Here is a 17581-nt window from a genome sequence, read left to right on the forward strand (position 1 = left end):
GGGCCGCGTCGCGATGACGACAACCGCGGTGGCGGTTTCCGCCGGGACGACAGCCGTGGCGGTTCCTCCGGCGGTGGCTTCCGTCGTGATGACAGTCGTGGTGGTTCCTCCGGCGGCGGTTTCCGTCGTGATGACAGCCGTGGTGGTTCCTCCGGCGGCGGCTTCCGTGGGCAGCGGGATGACCGTGACCGGGGCGGCTACCGCGGGCGCGACGACCGTGGTGGGTACGAGCGGCGGGACGACCGTGACCGTGAGCCCATCAAGCGCCTTCCGATCCCCGACGAGGTCACCGGCCACGAGATCGACAAGGACGTCCGGCAGGAGCTGATGAGCCTGCCCAAGACCCTGGCCGAGGATGTCGCCAGGAACCTCGTCATGGTGGCCCGGCTCCTCGACGAGGACCCCGAGCAGGCGTACGCGTACTCGCGCATCGCCCTGCGGCTCGCCTCGCGTGTGGCGGCCGTGCGGGAGGCTGCGGGCTTCGCCGCCTACGCCACCCAGAAGTACGCCGAGGCCCTGGCGGAGTTCCGGGCGTCCCGGCGGATGACCGGTTCCGTGGAGCTGTGGCCCGTCATGGCCGACTGCGAGCGCGGACTCGGCCGGCCCGAGCGGGCGATGGCCATGGCCGGTGAGCCCGAGGTGCAGAAGCTGGACAAGGCCGGTCAGGTCGAGATGCGTCTGGTTGCTGCCGGCGCCCGCAGGGACATGGGGCAGATCGATGCTGCCATCGTGACGCTGCAGAGCCCCGAACTCGCCTCCAGCGCCGTGCACCCGTGGACGCCCCGCCTGCGCTACGCGTACGCGGACGCGCTGCTGGCGGCAGGGCGCGAGGACGAAGCGCGTGAGTGGTTCGGGAAGGCCCTGGAGGCCGACAAGGACGGCTCCACGGACGCGTCGGACCGCCTTGCCGAGCTGGACGGTGTCGAGTTCGTCGACGCCCTCGGCGACGACGACGAGGCCGCCCCCGCCGGCGCCGAGGCATCGGCCGAGACCGATGCGGACGACGACATCGACGAGGACGACGACACGGACGAGGACGACGGTCCCGTCAAGGCGTAACGCATGAGGAGAGGGCGGCACCCCACGGGGTGCCGCCCTCTTCTGCGTTCGGGAGGTCTCAGCCGAGAGCCAGGCTGCGCAGGACCAGGCCCGTGGCCGGCTTGGGGCCGAAGGAGGTCGACTTGCGCGGCATGGTGACGCCCTGTCGGGCCAGGTCCCGCACCACCTCTTCGCGCACCGGATGCATCAGCACCGCCGTGGAGCCGTGGCGCTCGGCCTGTTCGACCGCTGCCGCCGTGTCGTGGATGTAGGCGATGTGTGCCGGGTCGTCGGGGATCCGCCAGATGTGGTCGAGCAGGACGGAGTGCAGCACCGTCGCGTCGAGGGTGCGCCAGTCGGCCGGCCGGTCGGCGGGGACGGTACGGGCCAGCAGCGCCTCGTCCGGGCGGTCGGCCAGATGGAAGCCGCCGTCGCCGGCGAGCAGGAAGGCGTTGCCCTCGGCGGCCGCGTCGGCCAGTACGTCCAGGGCGTGGGCGAGCGGGCCCGCGACGGCGCGGACACGGAACGGACCGTCCAGCGAAGCGAGCGCGTCGGCGACGGGCAGGCCGTGCAGCACCCGGTGGATGGAACGGACCCGGAGCGGATGGCGGACGGTGTCGACCAGGAGGACCAGGCCGAAGTCCCAGGGGCCCGGGTCCGTGTGCTCCCGCTGGAGCCGCAGATAGGTCGCCCAGCGGTGATGGCCGTCGGCGATGAGGGCCTGGCGGCCGGCCAGATCCGTTTCGATCTCCGCGCGTTCGGCGGGGTCGGTGACCGCCCACAGCCGGTGGCTGTAGCCGTCCTCGGTGGTGGTGGCGAGCAGCGGGGTCCGGTGGACGGTCCGCTCGACGACGGCGGTCGTACCCGTGGCGTCGCCGTCGCCGCGGTAGGTCAGCAGCAGCGGTTCGAGATGCGCCGCGGTCGTACGCATCAGATCGGCGCGGTCCTCGACGACATGGGCCATCACGTCCTCGTGCGGAAGCACGATGCCGTCGGCGGGGTCCGACAGGGCCAGGGCGCCGATGACGCCGCGCTGGAGGATGTCGCCGTCGCTTTGCTCGTACACGTACAGCGCGGGTTCGGGGTCGGGGGCCAGGACCCCCTCGGCGAGCCAGCGGTTCAGGGTCGCGGCGGCCTGTTCGTGCCGGGCGGCCGCGGTGTCGGCCTGGGGCAGGATCAGCCGCACGATGTTGTGCGGATCCGCCGATTCCAGATGGTGCAGCCCGTCAGGGCGTACGACCACGTCGTACGGGGGCGAGGTCACCGCGGCGAGACTGCCGACCTGTTCGGGGACGTAGCGCAGTCCACGGAACGGAATCAGACGCAGTCCCTGGTCCGCTGGGCCTCGTGTGTTCATTTCCGCATCGTATGCGCGGGTCGGGCATGCGCGATGATCGGGGGATACGCAGGCGATGAGGAGCGCGGAATATGAGTCGGGCGAGCAGGACCAGGCCGAGCGGGAGCAGGACCGCGCTGAGCGAGGCGTACGACACCGCGCTGCTCGATCTGGATGGTGTGGTGTACGCGGGCGGGCAGGCGATCGGCCATGCCGTCGATGCTCTCGGTACCGCGCGCGACGGCGGGATGCATCTGGCGTACGTCACCAACAACGCGCTGCGGACCCCGGAAGCGGTGGCGGAGCATCTGACCGAGCTGGGGGTGCCCGCCGAGTCCGCCGATGTGATCACGTCGGCGCAGGCCGTGGCCCGGCTGGTCGCCGATCAGCTGCCGGCCGGGGCGCGGGTGCTCGTGATCGGGGGCGAGGGGCTGCACGTGGCGCTGCGTGAACGGGGCCTGGAGCCGGTCGAGTCGGCGGACGACGACCCGGTCGCGGTGGTGCAGGGATACGGCGGGCCCGACATGGCGTGGGGCCGGTTCGCCGAGGCCGCGTACGCGGTCAACCGCGGGCTGCCGTGGTTCGCGTCCAACACGGATCTGACGATCCCGAGCGCCCGGGGCATCGCGCCGGGCAACGGGGCGGCCGTGGAGGTCGTACGGATCGCGACCGGGGCCGAGCCGCAGGTCGCGGGGAAGCCGCTGCCGCCGATGCACCGCGAGACGGTGCTGCGGACCGGGGCCGAGCGGCCGCTGGTGGTCGGGGACCGGCTGGACACGGACATCGAGGGGGCGTTCAACGGGGAAGTGGACTCCCTGCTGGTGCTCACCGGGGTTGCGGACGCCGCGCAGTTGCTGGCCGCGCGGCCGGAGCACCGGCCGACCTACGTGGACGCCGATCTGCGCGGACTGCTGACGGGGCAGCCCGAGGTGACGGCTGAGGGCGGGACGCATGGCTGCGGCGGCTGGACGGCCTCCGTGCACGGCGAAGCGCTGGTGCTGGAGGGCGACGGGGACACGCTCGACGGTCTGCGGGCGCTGTGCGGGGCCGCGTGGTCGCACGCCGGGGACGGCTCGTGCGGCCTGGACGCGGGTAAGGCGCTGGCCCGGCTCGGGCTGTAGGCCCAGGCGAGGGGGCGGCCCGGTCAGCTCGTACGTCCGACGGCCGGCCGCCCCTGGAGGACCGAGCTCATAGTTGGCTAGGCTAACCTAACCGCGTGTTGGTTGAGAGTCCTCCGAACCCGAGCCCCGGCCCGATAGCCGCGCCGGCGAGCGCCGCGCCCCCGAGGCGCCATGCGGTACGTGCCGCAGGGCTCCTGGTGGCGGTGGCCGCCCTCGTCCTGGTCTGCCTCGCGAGTATCGCGATCGGTGCCAAGGCGCTGCCGCTCGCCGATGTCTGGCACGGCCTGTTCCACTACGCGGGGAGCGGCGACGACGTCCTCGTACGGAAGGTACGGATCCCCCGGACCGTGCTCGGGCTGATCGTCGGCGCCGCCCTCGGGCTCGCCGGGGCCGTGATGCAGGCGCTGACCCGCAACCCGCTGGCCGAGCCCGGGCTGCTCGGTGTCAACGCGGGCGCGTCGGCGGCGGTCGTCTCCGCCATCAGCTTCTTCGGCGTCACCTCGCTGACGGGGTACGTGTGGTTCGCCTTCGCCGGAGCCGCGATCGTCTCGGTCGCCGTGTACCTCCTCGGCGGCAGCCGGTCCGCCAACCCCGTACGGCTCGCGCTGGCCGGGACGGCCGTCACCGCCGCGCTGTACGGCTACGTCAACGCCGTACAGCTGCTGGACTCGGCGGCGCTGGACCGGCTGCGGTTCTGGACCGTCGGCTCGCTGGCCTCCGCGAACACGGAGACCGTCGGCAAGGTGTGGCCGTTCATCGCAGCCGGCGTGCTGCTCGCCCTGCTCATCGCGCGGCCGCTCAACGCCCTGGAGATGGGCGACGACACCGCGCGGTCCCTCGGCGCCCGTCTGACCAGGACCCGGGTCCTCGCGATGATCTCCGTCACCCTGCTGTGCGGTGCCGCGACGGCCGCGTGCGGGCCCATCGTCTTCATCGGGCTGATGATCCCGCACCTGGTGCGTACGATCACCGGCCCCGACATGCGCTGGATCCTGCCGTACGCGGCCGTGCTCTCCCCGGTGCTCCTGCTCGGCGCCGACGTCGTCGGCCGGGTCGTCGCCCGTCCGTCCGAACTGCAGGTCGGGATCGTCACGGCGCTGCTCGGCGGGCCCGTCTTCATCCACCTCGTACGACGCAAGAGGATGTCCCAGCTGTGAAGGCCACCCAGGAGGAGACGGCGGGAACGAAGGGGGCGGCGCGGTCGGTGCGGGCCGTGCGGACGGCCGGCGGGTACTCGTTCCGGATGAACGTCCGGGCCTCGCTCGTCATCGTGCTGCTCGCCGCCCTGGCGGCGGGGACCGCCGTCGTCCTCATCGGCAGCGGCGACTTCTCGATGACGCCGGGCGAGGTCGTCACCACATTGTTCGGACACGGCACCTTCCAGCAGGAGTTCATCGTCACGGACCTGCGTCTGCCGCGGGTGCTGGTCGGACTCCTCGTCGGAGCGGCGCTCGGTGCCGGCGGCGCCGTGTTCCAGACCATCTCGCGCAACCCGCTCGGCAGCCCCGACGTCCTGGGCTTCGGCCAGGGTGCCACCGTGGGCGCGCTGACCGTGATCGTCCTCTTCCAGGGCGGCGCGGCCACGGTGGCCGGCGGCGCGGTGGCCGGCGGTCTGCTGACGGGCGTCGCCGTCTACGTGCTGGCGTGGAAGCGCGGGGTGCACGGATTCCGGCTCGTGCTGGTGGGGATCGGCGCCGCCGCCATGCTCACCGCCGCGACCCAGTACCTGATCACCAAGGCCGACCTGGTCGACGCGACCCGTGCCGTCGTCTGGATGACCGGCTCGCTCGACGGCCGGGACTGGGCGCAGGTCTGGCCCCTGCTCGTGGTCTGCGCCGTACTGCTCCCGCTGGTGTTCGGGCACGGGCCCGCGCTGCGGGTGATGGAGATGGGCGACGACGCCGCGTACGCGCTCGGCGTGCGCGTCGAACGCACCCGGCTCGTCCTGATGGGCTCCGCCGTGCTGCTCGTCGCCGTCGCCACGGCTGCCGCCGGACCGATCGCGTTCGTCTCGCTGAGCGCCCCGCAGCTCGCCCGCCGGCTCACCCGCTCCACCGGCCCGAACCTGGTCGCCGCGACGTTCATGGGCGCGGCGCTCCTCCTCGTCGCCGACTGGGTCTCGATGGAGGCCTTCGGCGACCGGCAACTGCCCGTCGGCGTCGTCACCGGGGTCCTCGGCGGCTGCTACCTGCTGTGGCTCCTGGTGTCCGAACGCAGGGCGGGCCGGATATGAGGACCCGCGCACGGGGCACGGTGCGGGCGCCCGGCACCGCGCCCGCACCCCATTCCCCCACCGATCCGACCCACCTCCGGAGTACGACCATGCAGCGCCTCACCGCCGACTCGGTGACCCTCGGCTACGACCAGCGGGTCATCGCGGAGAACCTCTCGGTCGAAATCCCCGACCACTCGTTCACCGTGATCGTCGGCCCCAACGCCTGCGGGAAGTCGACTCTGCTGCGGGCGCTCTCCCGGATGCTCAAGCCGGCCCACGGGCGGGTGCTGCTCGACGGGGAGACGATCCACAGCCTGCCCGCGAAGAAGGTCGCCAGGACGCTGGGACTGCTGCCCCAGTCCTCCATCGCGCCGGAGGGCATCACCGTGGCGGATCTCGTCGCCCGGGGACGCTACCCGCACCAGGGGCTGCTGCGGCAGTGGTCACCCGAGGACGAACGCATTGTCGAGGAATCGATGGCGTCGACCGGCATCGGAGCGCTGGGTGATCGCTATGTCGACGAATTGTCAGGAGGTCAGCGGCAGCGGGTCTGGATCGCGATGGCGCTGGCGCAGCAGACGCCGCTGCTGCTGCTCGACGAGCCGACGACGTACCTCGACATCCAGCACCAGATCGACGTGCTCGACCTGTGCGCGGAACTGCACGAGACGCAGGGGCGCACCCTGGTGGCGGTGCTGCACGACCTGAACCACGCCGCGCGGTACGCCACCCACCTCATCGCCATGCGGGAGGGCGAGATCATCGCTGAGGGCGCGCCCGGGGACATCGTCACCGCGGATCTCGTGGAGCGGGTGTTCGGGCTGCGGTGCCAGGTGATCCCGGATCCGGAGACGGGGACGCCGCTGGTGATCCCCGCTGCCCGCAGGCGCGGTGCGCGGGCTGCGGACGCGATGCCGGCGGCCCGGGGCGCGTGACCCGCGGCCGGGCGGCCGGGACGGGTGGCCCGCGGCCACGCCCTGTGCTCGCGCGGCGGACTGGTCTGACGGGCCCGTCCTGCCCCACGGGGCGGCTACAGCAGCGATCTCAGCTTCAGCAGGTCGCGGAATCCCGCCTCCAGACGGACCCGGCCCGAGCTCCACGCCTTGGCGAAGTTCAGCTCACCGTCCACCATCGCCACCAGATCGTCCCCGGTCATCGCGAGCCGGATCTCCGCCTTCTCCCGGGGCGGTCCCTCGACCGTGTCCAGCACCTGGATCCGGCCGTCGGCAAGACGTCCGGTGAACGTCATGCCGAGGTCCTTGATGTGGCAGCTGAGCGAACGGTTCAGCGCCGCCGCGCCGCGCACGTCGCCGTCGGCCCCCGCGAGGTTGTCGGAAAGTCTGTCGAGTGCGCTGCGGCACTCCGCCATGGTCGCCATCGTGACCGACGGTACCGCAGCCCCACGCGGTAGCGTTTCCCGCATGAGCGACTCGATGCCGGGGCCGGACACGGCCGCCGGAACCGCGCCCGGGGAGATCCCGCAGGACGTGCCGCAGGAGCCGCCCCCCGCGGTGCCGCACGAGCCCGCCGGCCCGGCACCCCTCGGTGTCGTACGCACGCCCACGGCTCACGCCGGCGTGGACGCGCACCTGGAGCGTCTGGCCGATGCGGACCACCTCCCGGCGGACGGACACATCGAGGTGTACGAGGATGTACACCGTGGCCTGCGCGAGGAGCTGACCGCACTCGACGCCAGGCCCGCACCCGCACCGGCACCCGCACGGATGCCCCCGTACGACAACTCGTCCGACAACAGGAGCTGAACCGAACGTGGCAGGAGTGGCCCGTCGCCGCCTCGACGCCGAGCTGGTACGCCGAAAGCTCGCCCGCTCACGCGAGCATGCCAGCCAGTTGATCGCCGCAGGACGGGTGACCGTCGGCGGCAACACCGCGACCAAACCGGCCACCCAGGTCGAGACGAGCGCCGCCCTCGTCGTCACCAAGGACGACAGCGACCCCGAGTACGTCTCGCGCGGCGGCCACAAGCTGGCGGGCGCCCTCGCCGCCTTCGTGCCCCTCGGGCTGAACGTGGAGGGGCGGCGGGCACTGGACGCCGGGGCCTCGACGGGTGGGTTCACCGATGTGCTGCTGCGCGCCGGAGCGTCCCGCGTCCTCGCCGTGGACGTCGGCTACGGGCAGCTCGCCTGGTCGCTCCAGTCCGATGAACGCGTCATCGTCAAGGACCGTACCAACGTGCGGGAACTGACCCTCGACGCGATCGACGGCGAGGCGGTGGACCTGGTGGTGGGCGATCTGTCGTTCATCCCGCTCGGTCTCGTGCTGCCCGCCCTGGCACGCTGCGCCGCCCCCGACGCGGACCTGGTCCTCATGGTCAAGCCGCAGTTCGAGGTCGGCAAGGAACGCCTCGGCAGCGGCGGAGTGGTGCGCAGCCCCGAGCTGCGGGCCGAGGCGGTAAGGGAGGTGGCCCGCCGGGCGTGGGCGCTGGGACTGGGGGTCCGGGGCGTGACGGCCAGCCCGTTGCCCGGACCGTCGGGGAACGTCGAGTACTTTCTGTGGCTGCGGGCCGGAGCACCTGAACTGGATCCCGCGGATGTCGACCGTGCAGTGGCGGAGGGGCCTCGTTGACGACGAATGCGGCACGAACAGTATTTCTCCTGGCGCACACCGGCCGGCCGGCCGCGATCCGCAGTGCCGAACTCGTCGTCCAGGGGCTGCTCCGCAGCGGCCTGGGTGTGCGGGTCCTGACGACGGAGGCGGCCGACCTGCCGCTCCCGCAATCCGTGGAAACCGTCACCGACACGCCTGAGGCGGTCAACGGCTGTGAGCTGCTGATCGTGCTGGGCGGCGACGGGACGCTGCTGCGGGGCGCGGAGCTCTCGCGCGCCTCGGGCGTCCCGATGCTGGGCGTCAACCTCGGCCGGGTCGGCTTCCTCGCCGAGGCCGAGCGCGACGACCTCGACAAGGTCGTCGACCGGGTCGTCACCCGCGCGTACACCGTCGAGGAGCGCATGACGATCGACGTCCTCGTGCACAGCAACGGCGACGTCGTCCACACCGACTGGGCCCTCAACGAGGCGGCCGTGCAGAAGGTGTCGCCCGAGCGGATGCTGGAGGTCGTGCTGGAGATCGACGGCCGGCCGGTGACCGGGTTCGGCTGCGACGGCATCGTGTGCGCGACGCCGACCGGCTCGACCGCGTACGCCTTCTCGGCCGGCGGGCCCGTCGTCTGGCCCGAGGTCGAGGCGCTCCTGATGGTCCCGATCAGCGCCCACGCGCTGTTCGCCAAGCCGCTGGTGACCTCGCCGACCTCGGTGCTCGCCGTCGAGGTCCAGCCGCACACCCCGCACGGGGTCCTGTGGTGCGACGGGCGCAGGACCGTGGAGCTGCCCGCGGGCGCCCGCGTCGAGGTCCGGCGCGGTGCCGTGCCCGTACGGCTCGCACGGCTGCACCAGGCGTCGTTCACGGACCGGCTGGTGGCCAAGTTCGCGCTGCCGGTGTCGGGGTGGCGGGGCGCACCGCACTGACCTCCGGGCGGGTTCCGTACCGGTGGATCCGGCGCCCCGGCCGCGACCCGTGTGCACGCGGGCCGGGAAACCTCGTATGGTCATGTGCGTGTTGGAGGAGATGCGGATACGGTCGCTCGGAGTCATCGACGACGCGGTGGTGGAGCTGTCACCCGGTTTCACCGCGGTGACCGGTGAGACCGGCGCGGGCAAGACCATGGTCGTCACCAGTCTGGGGCTGCTGCTCGGCGGACGCGCCGATCCCGCCCTGGTGCGGATCGGCGCCAAGGCCGCCGTCGTCGAGGGCCGGATCACGGTGGCCGAGGGTGACGCCGTGGCGCTGCGGGCCGAGGAGGCCGGGGCCGAGATCGAGGACGGTGCGCTGCTCATCAGCCGTACCGTTTCCGCGGAAGGGCGCTCCCGGGCTCATCTCGGCGGCAGATCCGTGCCGGTGGGAGTGCTGGCCGAACTCGCCGACGAACTCGTCGCCGTGCACGGCCAGACCGACCAGCAGGGGCTGCTCAAGCCGGCCCGGCAGCGGCAGGCCCTGGACCGGTACGCGGGCGACGGCGTCGCCGTGCCCCACACCACGTACGCGGCGGCCTACCGGCGTCTGCGCGAGGTCGCGGGTGAGCTCGACGAGCTGACCACGCGCGCCCGTGAGCGGGCCCAGGAAGCCGATCTGCTGCGGTTCGGTCTGAACGAGATCGCCGCCGTCGAACCGCTGCCCGGAGAGGACACGGAGCTCGCCGCCGAGGCGCAGCGCCTGGGTCACGCCGACGCGCTCGCCTCCGCCGCCGCACTTGCGCACACCGCGCTGGCGGGCAACCCCGAGGACCAGGAGGCCGTCGACGCGACGACCGTCGTCGCCGCCGCCCGGCAGGCCCTGGACGGGGTGCGCTCCCACGATCCCGCGCTCGCCGCGCTCGCCGACCGGGTCGGTGAGATCTCCATCCTGCTCGCCGATGTCGCGGGCGAACTGTCCGGGTACGCCGATCAGCTGGACTCCGATCCGCTGCGGCTCGCCGCGGTCGAGGAGCGCCGGGCCGCGCTCACCGGTCTCACCCGCAAATACGGTGCGGACATCGCCGCCGTGCTGGCCTGGGCCGAGGACGGGGTGGCCCGGCTGACCGAGCTGGAGGGCGACGACGACCGGATCGGCGAGCTGACCGCCGAGCGGGACGCGCTGCGCGCCGAACTCTCGGTGCTCGGCCAGGCGTTGACCGACGCCCGTACGGAGGCTGCCGCGCTCTTCGCCGAGGCGGTGACCGCGGAACTCGCCTCCCTCGCCATGCCGCACGCCCGCGTCTCCTTCGAGATCCGGCAGACCGAGGCGGCGGACGAGGCGTCCGGCATCGAGATCGGCGGACGCAACGTGGCCTACGGGCCGTCCGGCGCCGACGAGGTCGAACTCCTGCTGGCCCCGCATCCCGGCGCCCAGCCCCGCCCGATCGCCAAGGGCGCGTCGGGCGGTGAGCTGTCCCGGGTGATGCTCGCCGTCGAGGTGGTCTTCGCCGGCTCCGACCCCGTACCCACCTATCTCTTCGACGAGGTCGACGCGGGCGTCGGCGGCAAGGCGGCCGTCGAGGTCGGCCGGCGGCTCGCGAAGCTCGCCAGGTCGGCTCAGGTCGTGGTCGTCACCCACCTGCCCCAGGTCGCCGCGTTCGCCGACCGGCAGCTGCTGGTCGAGAAGACGGTGGACGGCTCGGTGACCAGGAGCGGCGTCACGGTCCTGGAGGGCGAGGACCGGGTACGGGAGCTGTCCCGGATGCTCGCGGGCCAGGAGGACTCCGAGACGGCCCGGGCACACGCGGAGGAACTGCTGGCCACGGCGCGGGCCGACGGATAGGGGCCCGCGCCGGGGTAAGGCCCGAAGGGCGGGGCCCCGCGTCGCGGTTCGGGCCGGCGGACGGGGGCTTTGCGTCGCGGTAAGGCCCGAAGGGCGGGGCCCGGCGTCGCGGTTCGGGGCGACGGGCAAGGGCTGTGCGTCGCGGTTCGGGCCGGCGGACGGGGGCTCCGCGTTGCGGTTCGCGCCGGCGGACGGGGCTTTGCGTCGCGGTAAGGCCCGAAGGGCAGGGCTCCGCGTCGCGGTTCGGGGCGATGGACGGGGCTTCGCGCCGCGGCGGTGCGGGCTCGACGGGCAGGGCTTCGCGGGGGTGGGATCCCCGGCGTCCCGGCCCTTCCGGTTCCTCGCGGATTTCACCCGTGCGGGTGGTGCGCCGCGCCCGGTTTGTCGCGGTGCGCACCGGCGTACCGGTCCGGTCGTGCCGGAACGCGCGTACGGACTGGCATCCTTGGCGGTGAACATACGGCCGCGGGTGAGGCCGTCACGCCCGCATCGGGAGCCCCGGGAGCCATTCAACGTGTCACAGCTGCGTACGGTCCAAGTGCTGGGCGGCGGCAGTGCGGGCAGCAGCGCCCATGTCGGTTCGCTGGCCGCCGGACTGGTCGCGCGAGGCGTGCAGGTCACCGTCTGCGCCCCGGCCGGACTGGACCGGTCCTACGAATTCTCCGCCACGGGCGCCCGGTTCACGCCCGTGCCCCGGCGCAATGACCCCGTCGCGGTCGCCGCGCTGCGCGCCGCCTGCGCGGGCGCGGACGTCGTGCACGCGCACGGACCGCACGCCGCCCTGCGGGCCGCCCTGGCGCTCGGCGGCCGTCAGGTACCGCTCGTCGTCACCTGGCACACCCGCACCCACGCCGAGGGGGCCCGTCGCCGGCTGGTCCACCTGCTGGAGCGGAGAGCCGCCCGCGCGGCGTCGGTGGTGCTCGGCGCGTCGTCGGACCTGGTCGACCGGGCCCGGCGCCGGGGGGCGCGCGATGCCCGCCTCGCGCCCGTCGCCGTACCCGCGCCGCGCCTTCCCCCGCCCGTGCCCGACGGGAAGGTGCGCGCCGAACTCGGGGCGGTGGAGCGGCCCTTGATCATGTCGGTGGGCAGCCTCGTACCGCATCACGGGTACGGGACGCTGCTCGACGCGGCACGGATGTGGCGGCGGCTCGACCCCGTACCCCTGCTGGTGGTCGCGGGCGAGGGACGGGAGAGGGCCGCGCTGCGGCGCCGGATCAAGGCGGAGGACCTTCCCGTCTCGCTGATCGGCAGCCGCACCGACATTCCCGAACTCCTGGCCGCCGCCGACCTGGTCGTGATGGCCAGCCGCTGGGAGGCGCGGTCGCTGCTGGCCCAGGAGGCCTTGCGGATCGGGGTGCCGCTGGTCGCCACCGCTGTCGGCGGCGTGCCCGAACTCGTGGGCGGCGCGGCGGAACTCGTGCCCTACGCGAACGCGGAGGCGCTCGCCCGCGCCGTGGCCCGCCTGCTCGGCGATCCGGCGGAACGGGACCGACTGGCGGCCGCAGGCCTGCGGCAGGCGGCGAGTTGGCCGACCGAGGACGACACGATCGCCCACGTGCTCAGTGTGTACGACGAGCTGGTCCAGCCGCTGGCGGCGGCCCGGACCCGCTGAGGGCGCCGGTCACGTCGCGTGGCGGCGGGCGCGCAGGGCCAGGCTCAGCGCCAGGACGGCCTGCGGGTCGTCGAGATCGGTGCCGAGCAGCTCACCGATGCGGGCCAGCCGGTTGTACAGCGTCTGACGGTTCAGATGCAGCTCACGCGCCGTCTCCGCCTTGCGGCCCGCATGGGCCAGATACGTCTCCAGCGTCGGCAGCAACGGCGGGCGCGAGGTGCGGTCGTGATCGCGCAGCGGACCGATCGCCCGCTCGACGAACGCCGCGAGGTCCGGATGGTCCCGCAGCCGCCACAGCAGCAGATCGATGTCGAGCCGCCGGGCGTCGTGCCAGGGCCGGTCGCCGAGCCCCTGCGCCGCCGTGGCCGTCTCCGCCGCGTGCCTCAGCCCTGCCCCGGCCACCGCCCAGCCGCCCGCCACCCCGACCACCACGACGGGCGGACGGGAACCCGCCCGCTCCAGTCCGGCCCGCTCCACCCCGGCCCGCAGCGCCGCGGCGACCCGGTCGGCCACCGCCGTACGCTCCGTCTCCGTGCGCAGTCCCAGCAGCAGCGGCACCCGGCCCTCCACCGGCCGCACCCCGAGCAGTACCGGCACCCCGACCGAGGACAGCTCCTCCAGCACCGCGCGGGCCAGCAGCGCCCAGTTGCCGGAGGGCGAGAGCTCCGGGGCCAGCCGCATCACCACGGGCAGCAGCGGCATCTCGCCCGGCTTGAAGCCCAGTACGCGGGCCTGCGCCGGCGCGTCCTCGGGGGTGATCCGGCCCTCCGCGAGATCGGTCAGGAAGTCGCCCCGGCCGCGCGCCGCGAGCTCCTCCTCCTGGCGGGCCTGCATCAGCACCACCGCGAGGATGCCCGCAGCCCGTTCCGCAGCCATCCGGTGCACCGGCGTCAACGGCCCGTCCACGGCCAGCAGGACCAGCCTGGCCCGCACCGAACCGGTCCCCGGACCACCGCCCGGCACATCCACCAGCACCGCGCCGACGGGCGGCGACTCACGGGCCGCACGGTCGCCCCGCATCCCGTCCCAGACCTGGAGCGGATCGGCGCAGACGGGGCCCGACTCGGTGCCGGCGGCGTACAGCAGCTGGCCGTCCGCCGTCTCCAGGAAGACCGGGTTGGCCGTGAAATCCGCCAGGATGCCGAGCACCTGGGGTACCCCGCCGCCACCGAGCAGCGCCCGGGTGCAGCGCCGGTGGACCTCCTCGGCCTGCTGGAGGAGCGCGTAGTGACCGTTGACGATCTCGGTGTGGATCTCCTCCGTCACCGTCACGAACGGCACCTCGCGGTGCAGCTGGACCAGCGGCAGCCCGGCCGCGCGGGCGGCGTCCACGATCGACGACGGCAGCCTGCTGAAGCGGGGACCGAGCTCCACCACGAGGGCGGCGATGCCGCGGTCCGCGAGCCGGCGGACGAACGCGCGCTGCTCGGCGGGGCGGGTGCCGAGCCCCAGACCGGTGGTGAGGAGCAGCTCGCCGCCCTTGAGCAGCGACGCGATGTTGGGGACCTCGCCCGCGTGCACCCAGCGCACGGTGCGGCCCAGCCGCTCGGCGCCGGTCACCACTTCGGGGAGTCCGCTGCGCAGCCCCGGCAACTCAAGGGCACGCTGCACGGTGATGCCGCCTCGGGTCTCCACTGGCTCCTGCCTCGCGCTTCACGTCGTTCGGACCGGGCGGTCGCGCCGGTGCGGTCGCCCTGGTCAGGAAGGTACCGGCCCGGGGCGCGCGGGCCTTCGTCGGGGCGCTGCGCCGTTGACAGGCCCCGGGCCCGCTGCGATCTTGAAAATCCTGTACCCGGACGGGATGCCGTTTCCGGACGGGATGCCTTTCCCGGAGCAGGATGCCGTTCCCGGACGCGTGGGAGGAACCATGGGCGCCGATGCGCCGCCGCACGACGATTCCCTGCCCGGACCCCTCGTCGGGGCCGACTGGCTCGCCCGGCGTCTGGGGACCCCGGGACTGCTGGTGCTCGACGCCTCCGTGGGCGCGCACCGGGGGTCCGCGGAGCGGATCGTGGGGGCGATCCCGTTCGACCTCGACGGCCCGCTCTCCGACCACACGGGGCCGCTGCCCCACACGATGCCCGCCGCCGGGCGGTTCACCGAGGAGCTGCGCGCCCTGGGCCTCCACGACGGCGACACGGCCGTGGTCTACGACGCGGCGGGGATCTACTCCAGCGCCCGGGCCTGGTGGATGCTCCGGGCGATGGGCCTCGACCGGGTGGCCGTGCTCGACGGGGGACTGCCCGGCTGGGTGGCCGCCGGTCTGCCGACGGAGAGCGGCGCGCCCACGGCGCTCCCGGAGCGCGGTGACTTCACGGCAGTCCCGCGGCCGGGGCTGTTCGTGGGCGCGGACGAGGTGGCGGCGGCCCTCTCGGATCCGACGAGCGCCGTCTTCGACGCCAGGTCCCGGGAACGCTTTCGCGGTACGGCCCCCGAGCCGCGTGCGGGCCTGCGCGGCGGCCATATGCCGGGGGCGGTCAGCCTGCCCTTCACCGATGTCCAGCACGAGGGCCGGATGCGTCCGGCGGCGGAACTGCGCGCCGCGTTCGCCGCCCGGGCGCAGGACCGGGAGCGGCTGTTCTTCAGCTGCGGATCGGGCGTCACCGCCTGCGTACTGACGCTGGGTGCCGCGCTGGCCGGATACCGCGACCTCGCGGTGTACGACGGCTCATGGAGCGAGTGGGGGCTGCCCTCGGAGGGCCGCCCGGTCGTGACGGGCCGGGAGGCGGAGCCGGGCTGACGGCACCGGTACTGCGGTGAGCCGTCCGGCCCACCGCAGTACCGGTGCGTCAGCCCACGTACGCCCCGCTCGCCGTCAGCCGCAGCGCCGTGTCGATCAGCGGCACGTGGCTGAACGCCTGCGGGAAGTTGCCCACCTGGCGCTGGAGCCGCGCGTCCCACTCCTCGGCCAGCAGGCCCAGGTCGTTGCGCAGGGACAGCAGCCGCTCGAAGAGCTGGCGGGCCTCGTCGACCCGGCCGATCATCGCCAGGTCGTCCGCCAGCCAGAACGAACACGCCAGGAACGCGCCCTCGTCGCCCTCCAGGCCGTCCACGCCCGCGTTCTCGCCCGAGGTGGGGTAGCGGAGCACGAAGCCGTCCTCGGTGGACAGCTCGCGCTGGATCGCCTCGATGGTGCCGATGACCCGCTTGTCGTCGGGCGGCAGGAACCCCATCTGCGGGATCAGCAACAGGGAGGCGTCCAGCTCCGTCGACCCGTAGGACTGGGTGAAGGTGTTGCGCTCCTTGTCGTAGCCCCGTTCGCAGACGTCCCGGTGGATGTCGTCGCGCAGCTCGCGCCACTTCTCCAGCGGCCCGTCCGTGTCGCCGGACTCGATCAGCTTGATGGTCCGGTCGACCGCGACCCAGGCCATCACCTTGGAGTGCACGAAGTGCCGGCGCGGACCGCGCACCTCCCAGATGCCCTCGTCCGGTTCGTCCCAGTGCTTCTCCAGGTACTCGATCAGCTTGAGCTGGAGACCGGTCGCGTAGTCGTTACGGGTCAGCCCCGTCATGTGCGCGAGGTGCAGGGCCTCGGTGACCTCGCCGTACACGTCCAGCTGGAGCTGTCCCGCGGCGCCGTTGCCGACGCGGACCGGCCCGGAGTTCTCGTACCCGGGCAGCCACTCCAGCTCGGCCTCGCCCAGCTCACGCTCGCCCGCGATCCCGTACATGATCTGCAGGTTCTCGGGGTCGCCCGCGACCGCCCGCAGCAGCCACTCGCGCCAGGCCCGGGCCTCTTCGCGGTAGCCGGTGCGCAGCAGCGAGGAGAGGGTGATCGCGGCGTCGCGCAGCCAGGTGTAGCGGTAGTCCCAGTTGCGGGAACCGCCGATGTCCTCCGGCAGCGAGGTGGTCGGCGCGGCGACGATGCCGCCGGTCGGCGCGTACGTCAGGGCCTTCAGGGTGATCAGCGAGCGGACCACGGCCTCGCGGTAGGGGCCGTGGTACGTGCACTGGTCCACCCACTCGCGCCAGAAGTCCGCGGTGGCCTCCAGGGAGCCCTCCGGGTCAGGGAGCGCGGGCGGCTCGCGGTGCGAGGGCTGCCAGCTGATGGTGAACGCGATCCGGTCACCCGGGGCGACGGTGAAGTCGGAGTACGTCGTCAGGTTCTCGCCGTACGTCTCCGCAGGGGTGTCGTACCAGACCGAGTCGGGGCCCGCGACGGCGACCGTACGGCCGTCCACCTTGTGCACCCATGGGGTGACACGCCCGTAGCTGAACCGCATCCGCAGTTCCGAGCGCATCGGCACCCGGCCGCTGATTCCCTCCACGATCCGGATCAGCTGGGGCGCGCCGTCGCGCGGCGGCATGAAGTCGGTCACTCTGACCGTGCCGCGCGGCGTGTCCCATTCCGATTCCAGGATCAACGAGTCCCCGCGATAGCGGCGACGGTCCGCCGACGGCGGTTCCGTGCCCTCCGCGCGGGCCGGTCCCAGGCGCCAGAAGCCGTGCTCCTCGGTACCCAGCAGTCCCGCGAAGACGGCGTGTGAATCGAAGCGGGGCAGGCACAGCCAGTCGGCCGTGCCGTCCCGGCAGACCAGGGCGGCGGTCTGCATGTCTCCGATGAGTGCGTAATCCTCGATGCGCCCGGCCACGTGCATCTCCAGTCGAACGGCCATGTCGCCCCGTGGGGCGCTTACTACGGGTCAAGAGGTCGTTGCAAGGGGTTGATGTGGGGAAACCTGCGAGCTCGTACCTCGCCCGGAGCGAGTGTCCGAGCAGGATACGACGCACCCGGGTGATCCGCGCGACGCTCTTGACAACAGACATGAGCCGAACGGGTGGGGTGTGAGAGACGTGCGGGGATCCCGTGACCCGGGTGTGCCGGGAGTGGCCGGAAGCAGGCTCCCCTCGTCGCTGTTACCCTGGTAGCCCGTGGACGGTGGTCGTCAGCGAGAGCAGACGAGGCCCCCGAACCGCAGCGACGGCACCTCCGGATTCTCCGGACG

15 protein-coding genes are annotated in these 17581 nt (G+C 73.2%); 11 read left to right on the forward strand and 4 right to left on the reverse strand.

Translation table 11 applies throughout. From position 1 onward, the window contains the following. Nucleotides 1-327: 327 nt before the first annotated feature. The gene (locus ACIQMX_RS25530; protein ID WP_402481906.1) at nt 328-1059 is read left to right on the forward strand and encodes a tetratricopeptide repeat protein; all 732 of its coding nucleotides are present in this window, start codon (nt 328-330) and stop codon (nt 1057-1059) included. Between the two features lie 58 nt (nt 1060-1117). Here the strand turns inward: ACIQMX_RS25530 and ACIQMX_RS25535 are convergent, their stop codons facing one another. Further along, nucleotides 1118-2395, reverse strand: coding sequence for a DUF1015 family protein (locus ACIQMX_RS25535; protein ID WP_402481438.1), 1278 nt, complete (start codon nt 2393-2395; stop codon nt 1118-1120). 71 nt (nt 2396-2466) lie between these two features. Between ACIQMX_RS25535 and ACIQMX_RS25540 the strand changes: the two genes are divergently transcribed. The 4 genes from ACIQMX_RS25540 (at nt 2467) to ACIQMX_RS25555 (ending at nt 6645) form a co-directional block, all read left to right on the forward strand. Beyond that, nucleotides 2467-3495, forward strand: coding sequence for an HAD-IIA family hydrolase (locus ACIQMX_RS25540; RefSeq protein ID WP_402481440.1), 1029 nt, complete (start codon nt 2467-2469; stop codon nt 3493-3495). 197 nt (nt 3496-3692) lie between these two features. Beyond that, the gene (locus ACIQMX_RS25545) at nt 3693-4652 is read left to right on the forward strand and encodes a FecCD family ABC transporter permease (protein ID WP_402481909.1); all 960 of its coding nucleotides are present in this window, start codon (nt 3693-3695) and stop codon (nt 4650-4652) included. Further along, entirely contained in the window at nt 4649-5728 is a 1080-nt protein-coding gene (locus ACIQMX_RS25550; protein ID WP_402481443.1) for a FecCD family ABC transporter permease, read from the forward strand. The genes ACIQMX_RS25545 and ACIQMX_RS25550 overlap by 4 nt, the downstream gene beginning before the upstream one ends. Before the next feature lie 89 nt (nt 5729-5817). Next, nucleotides 5818-6645: an ABC transporter ATP-binding protein gene (locus tag ACIQMX_RS25555; RefSeq protein ID WP_402481444.1), complete on the forward strand. Its 828-nt coding sequence runs from the start codon at nt 5818-5820 to the stop codon at nt 6643-6645. Between the two features lie 95 nt (nt 6646-6740). On the opposite strand, the gene ACIQMX_RS25560 is transcribed toward ACIQMX_RS25555, so the two are convergent. Continuing rightward, nucleotides 6741-7088 carry an SCP2 sterol-binding domain-containing protein gene (locus ACIQMX_RS25560; protein ID WP_363078154.1) on the reverse strand — a complete coding sequence of 116 codons (348 nt, stop codon included), beginning with the start codon at nt 7086-7088 and terminating at the stop codon, nt 6741-6743. A gap of 43 nt (nt 7089-7131) precedes the next feature. Here ACIQMX_RS25560 and ACIQMX_RS25565 point away from each other — a divergent pair, with 43 nt between their 5' ends. From ACIQMX_RS25565 to ACIQMX_RS25585, 5 genes are all read left to right on the forward strand, one after another. Then, a complete protein-coding gene (locus ACIQMX_RS25565; RefSeq protein ID WP_363078156.1) occupies nt 7132-7473 on the forward strand; it encodes a hypothetical protein in 342 nt (113 codons plus the stop codon). Between the two features lie 7 nt (nt 7474-7480). Next, nucleotides 7481-8296: a TlyA family RNA methyltransferase gene (locus tag ACIQMX_RS25570; protein WP_363078158.1), complete on the forward strand. Its 816-nt coding sequence runs from the start codon at nt 7481-7483 to the stop codon at nt 8294-8296. Next, nucleotides 8293-9195, forward strand: coding sequence for an NAD kinase (locus ACIQMX_RS25575; RefSeq protein ID WP_363078160.1), 903 nt, complete (start codon nt 8293-8295; stop codon nt 9193-9195). The genes ACIQMX_RS25570 and ACIQMX_RS25575 overlap by 4 nt, the downstream gene beginning before the upstream one ends. 82 nt (nt 9196-9277) lie before the next feature. Further along, a complete protein-coding gene (gene recN, locus ACIQMX_RS25580) occupies nt 9278-11023 on the forward strand; it encodes a DNA repair protein RecN (protein ID WP_363078162.1) in 1746 nt (581 codons plus the stop codon). 514 nt (nt 11024-11537) lie between these two features. Further along, nucleotides 11538-12635 carry a glycosyltransferase family 4 protein gene (locus ACIQMX_RS25585; RefSeq protein ID WP_402481448.1) on the forward strand — a complete coding sequence of 366 codons (1098 nt, stop codon included), beginning with the start codon at nt 11538-11540 and terminating at the stop codon, nt 12633-12635. A gap of 9 nt (nt 12636-12644) precedes the next feature. Here ACIQMX_RS25585 and ACIQMX_RS25590 read toward each other — a convergent pair whose 3' ends face one another. Then, complete coding sequence (locus ACIQMX_RS25590; RefSeq protein WP_402481451.1) at nt 12645-14270, reverse strand: PucR family transcriptional regulator; 1626 nt, start codon at nt 14268-14270, stop codon at nt 12645-12647. Nucleotides 14271-14502: 232 nt separating this feature from the next. Between ACIQMX_RS25590 and ACIQMX_RS25595 the strand changes: the two genes are divergently transcribed. Next, the gene (locus tag ACIQMX_RS25595; RefSeq protein WP_402481454.1) at nt 14503-15375 is read left to right on the forward strand and encodes a sulfurtransferase; all 873 of its coding nucleotides are present in this window, start codon (nt 14503-14505) and stop codon (nt 15373-15375) included. A gap of 49 nt (nt 15376-15424) precedes the next feature. Here the strand turns inward: ACIQMX_RS25595 and ACIQMX_RS25600 are convergent, their stop codons facing one another. After that, nucleotides 15425-17227: a glycoside hydrolase family 15 protein gene (locus tag ACIQMX_RS25600; protein WP_402481912.1), complete on the reverse strand. Its 1803-nt coding sequence runs from the start codon at nt 17225-17227 to the stop codon at nt 15425-15427. Nucleotides 17228-17581: the final 354 nt, after the last annotated feature.

Origin of the sequence: Streptomyces sp. NPDC091416 (assembly GCF_044756845.1) — a bacterium.
In the GTDB taxonomy this organism is placed as follows: Bacteria; Actinomycetota; Actinomycetes; order Streptomycetales; family Streptomycetaceae; genus Streptomyces.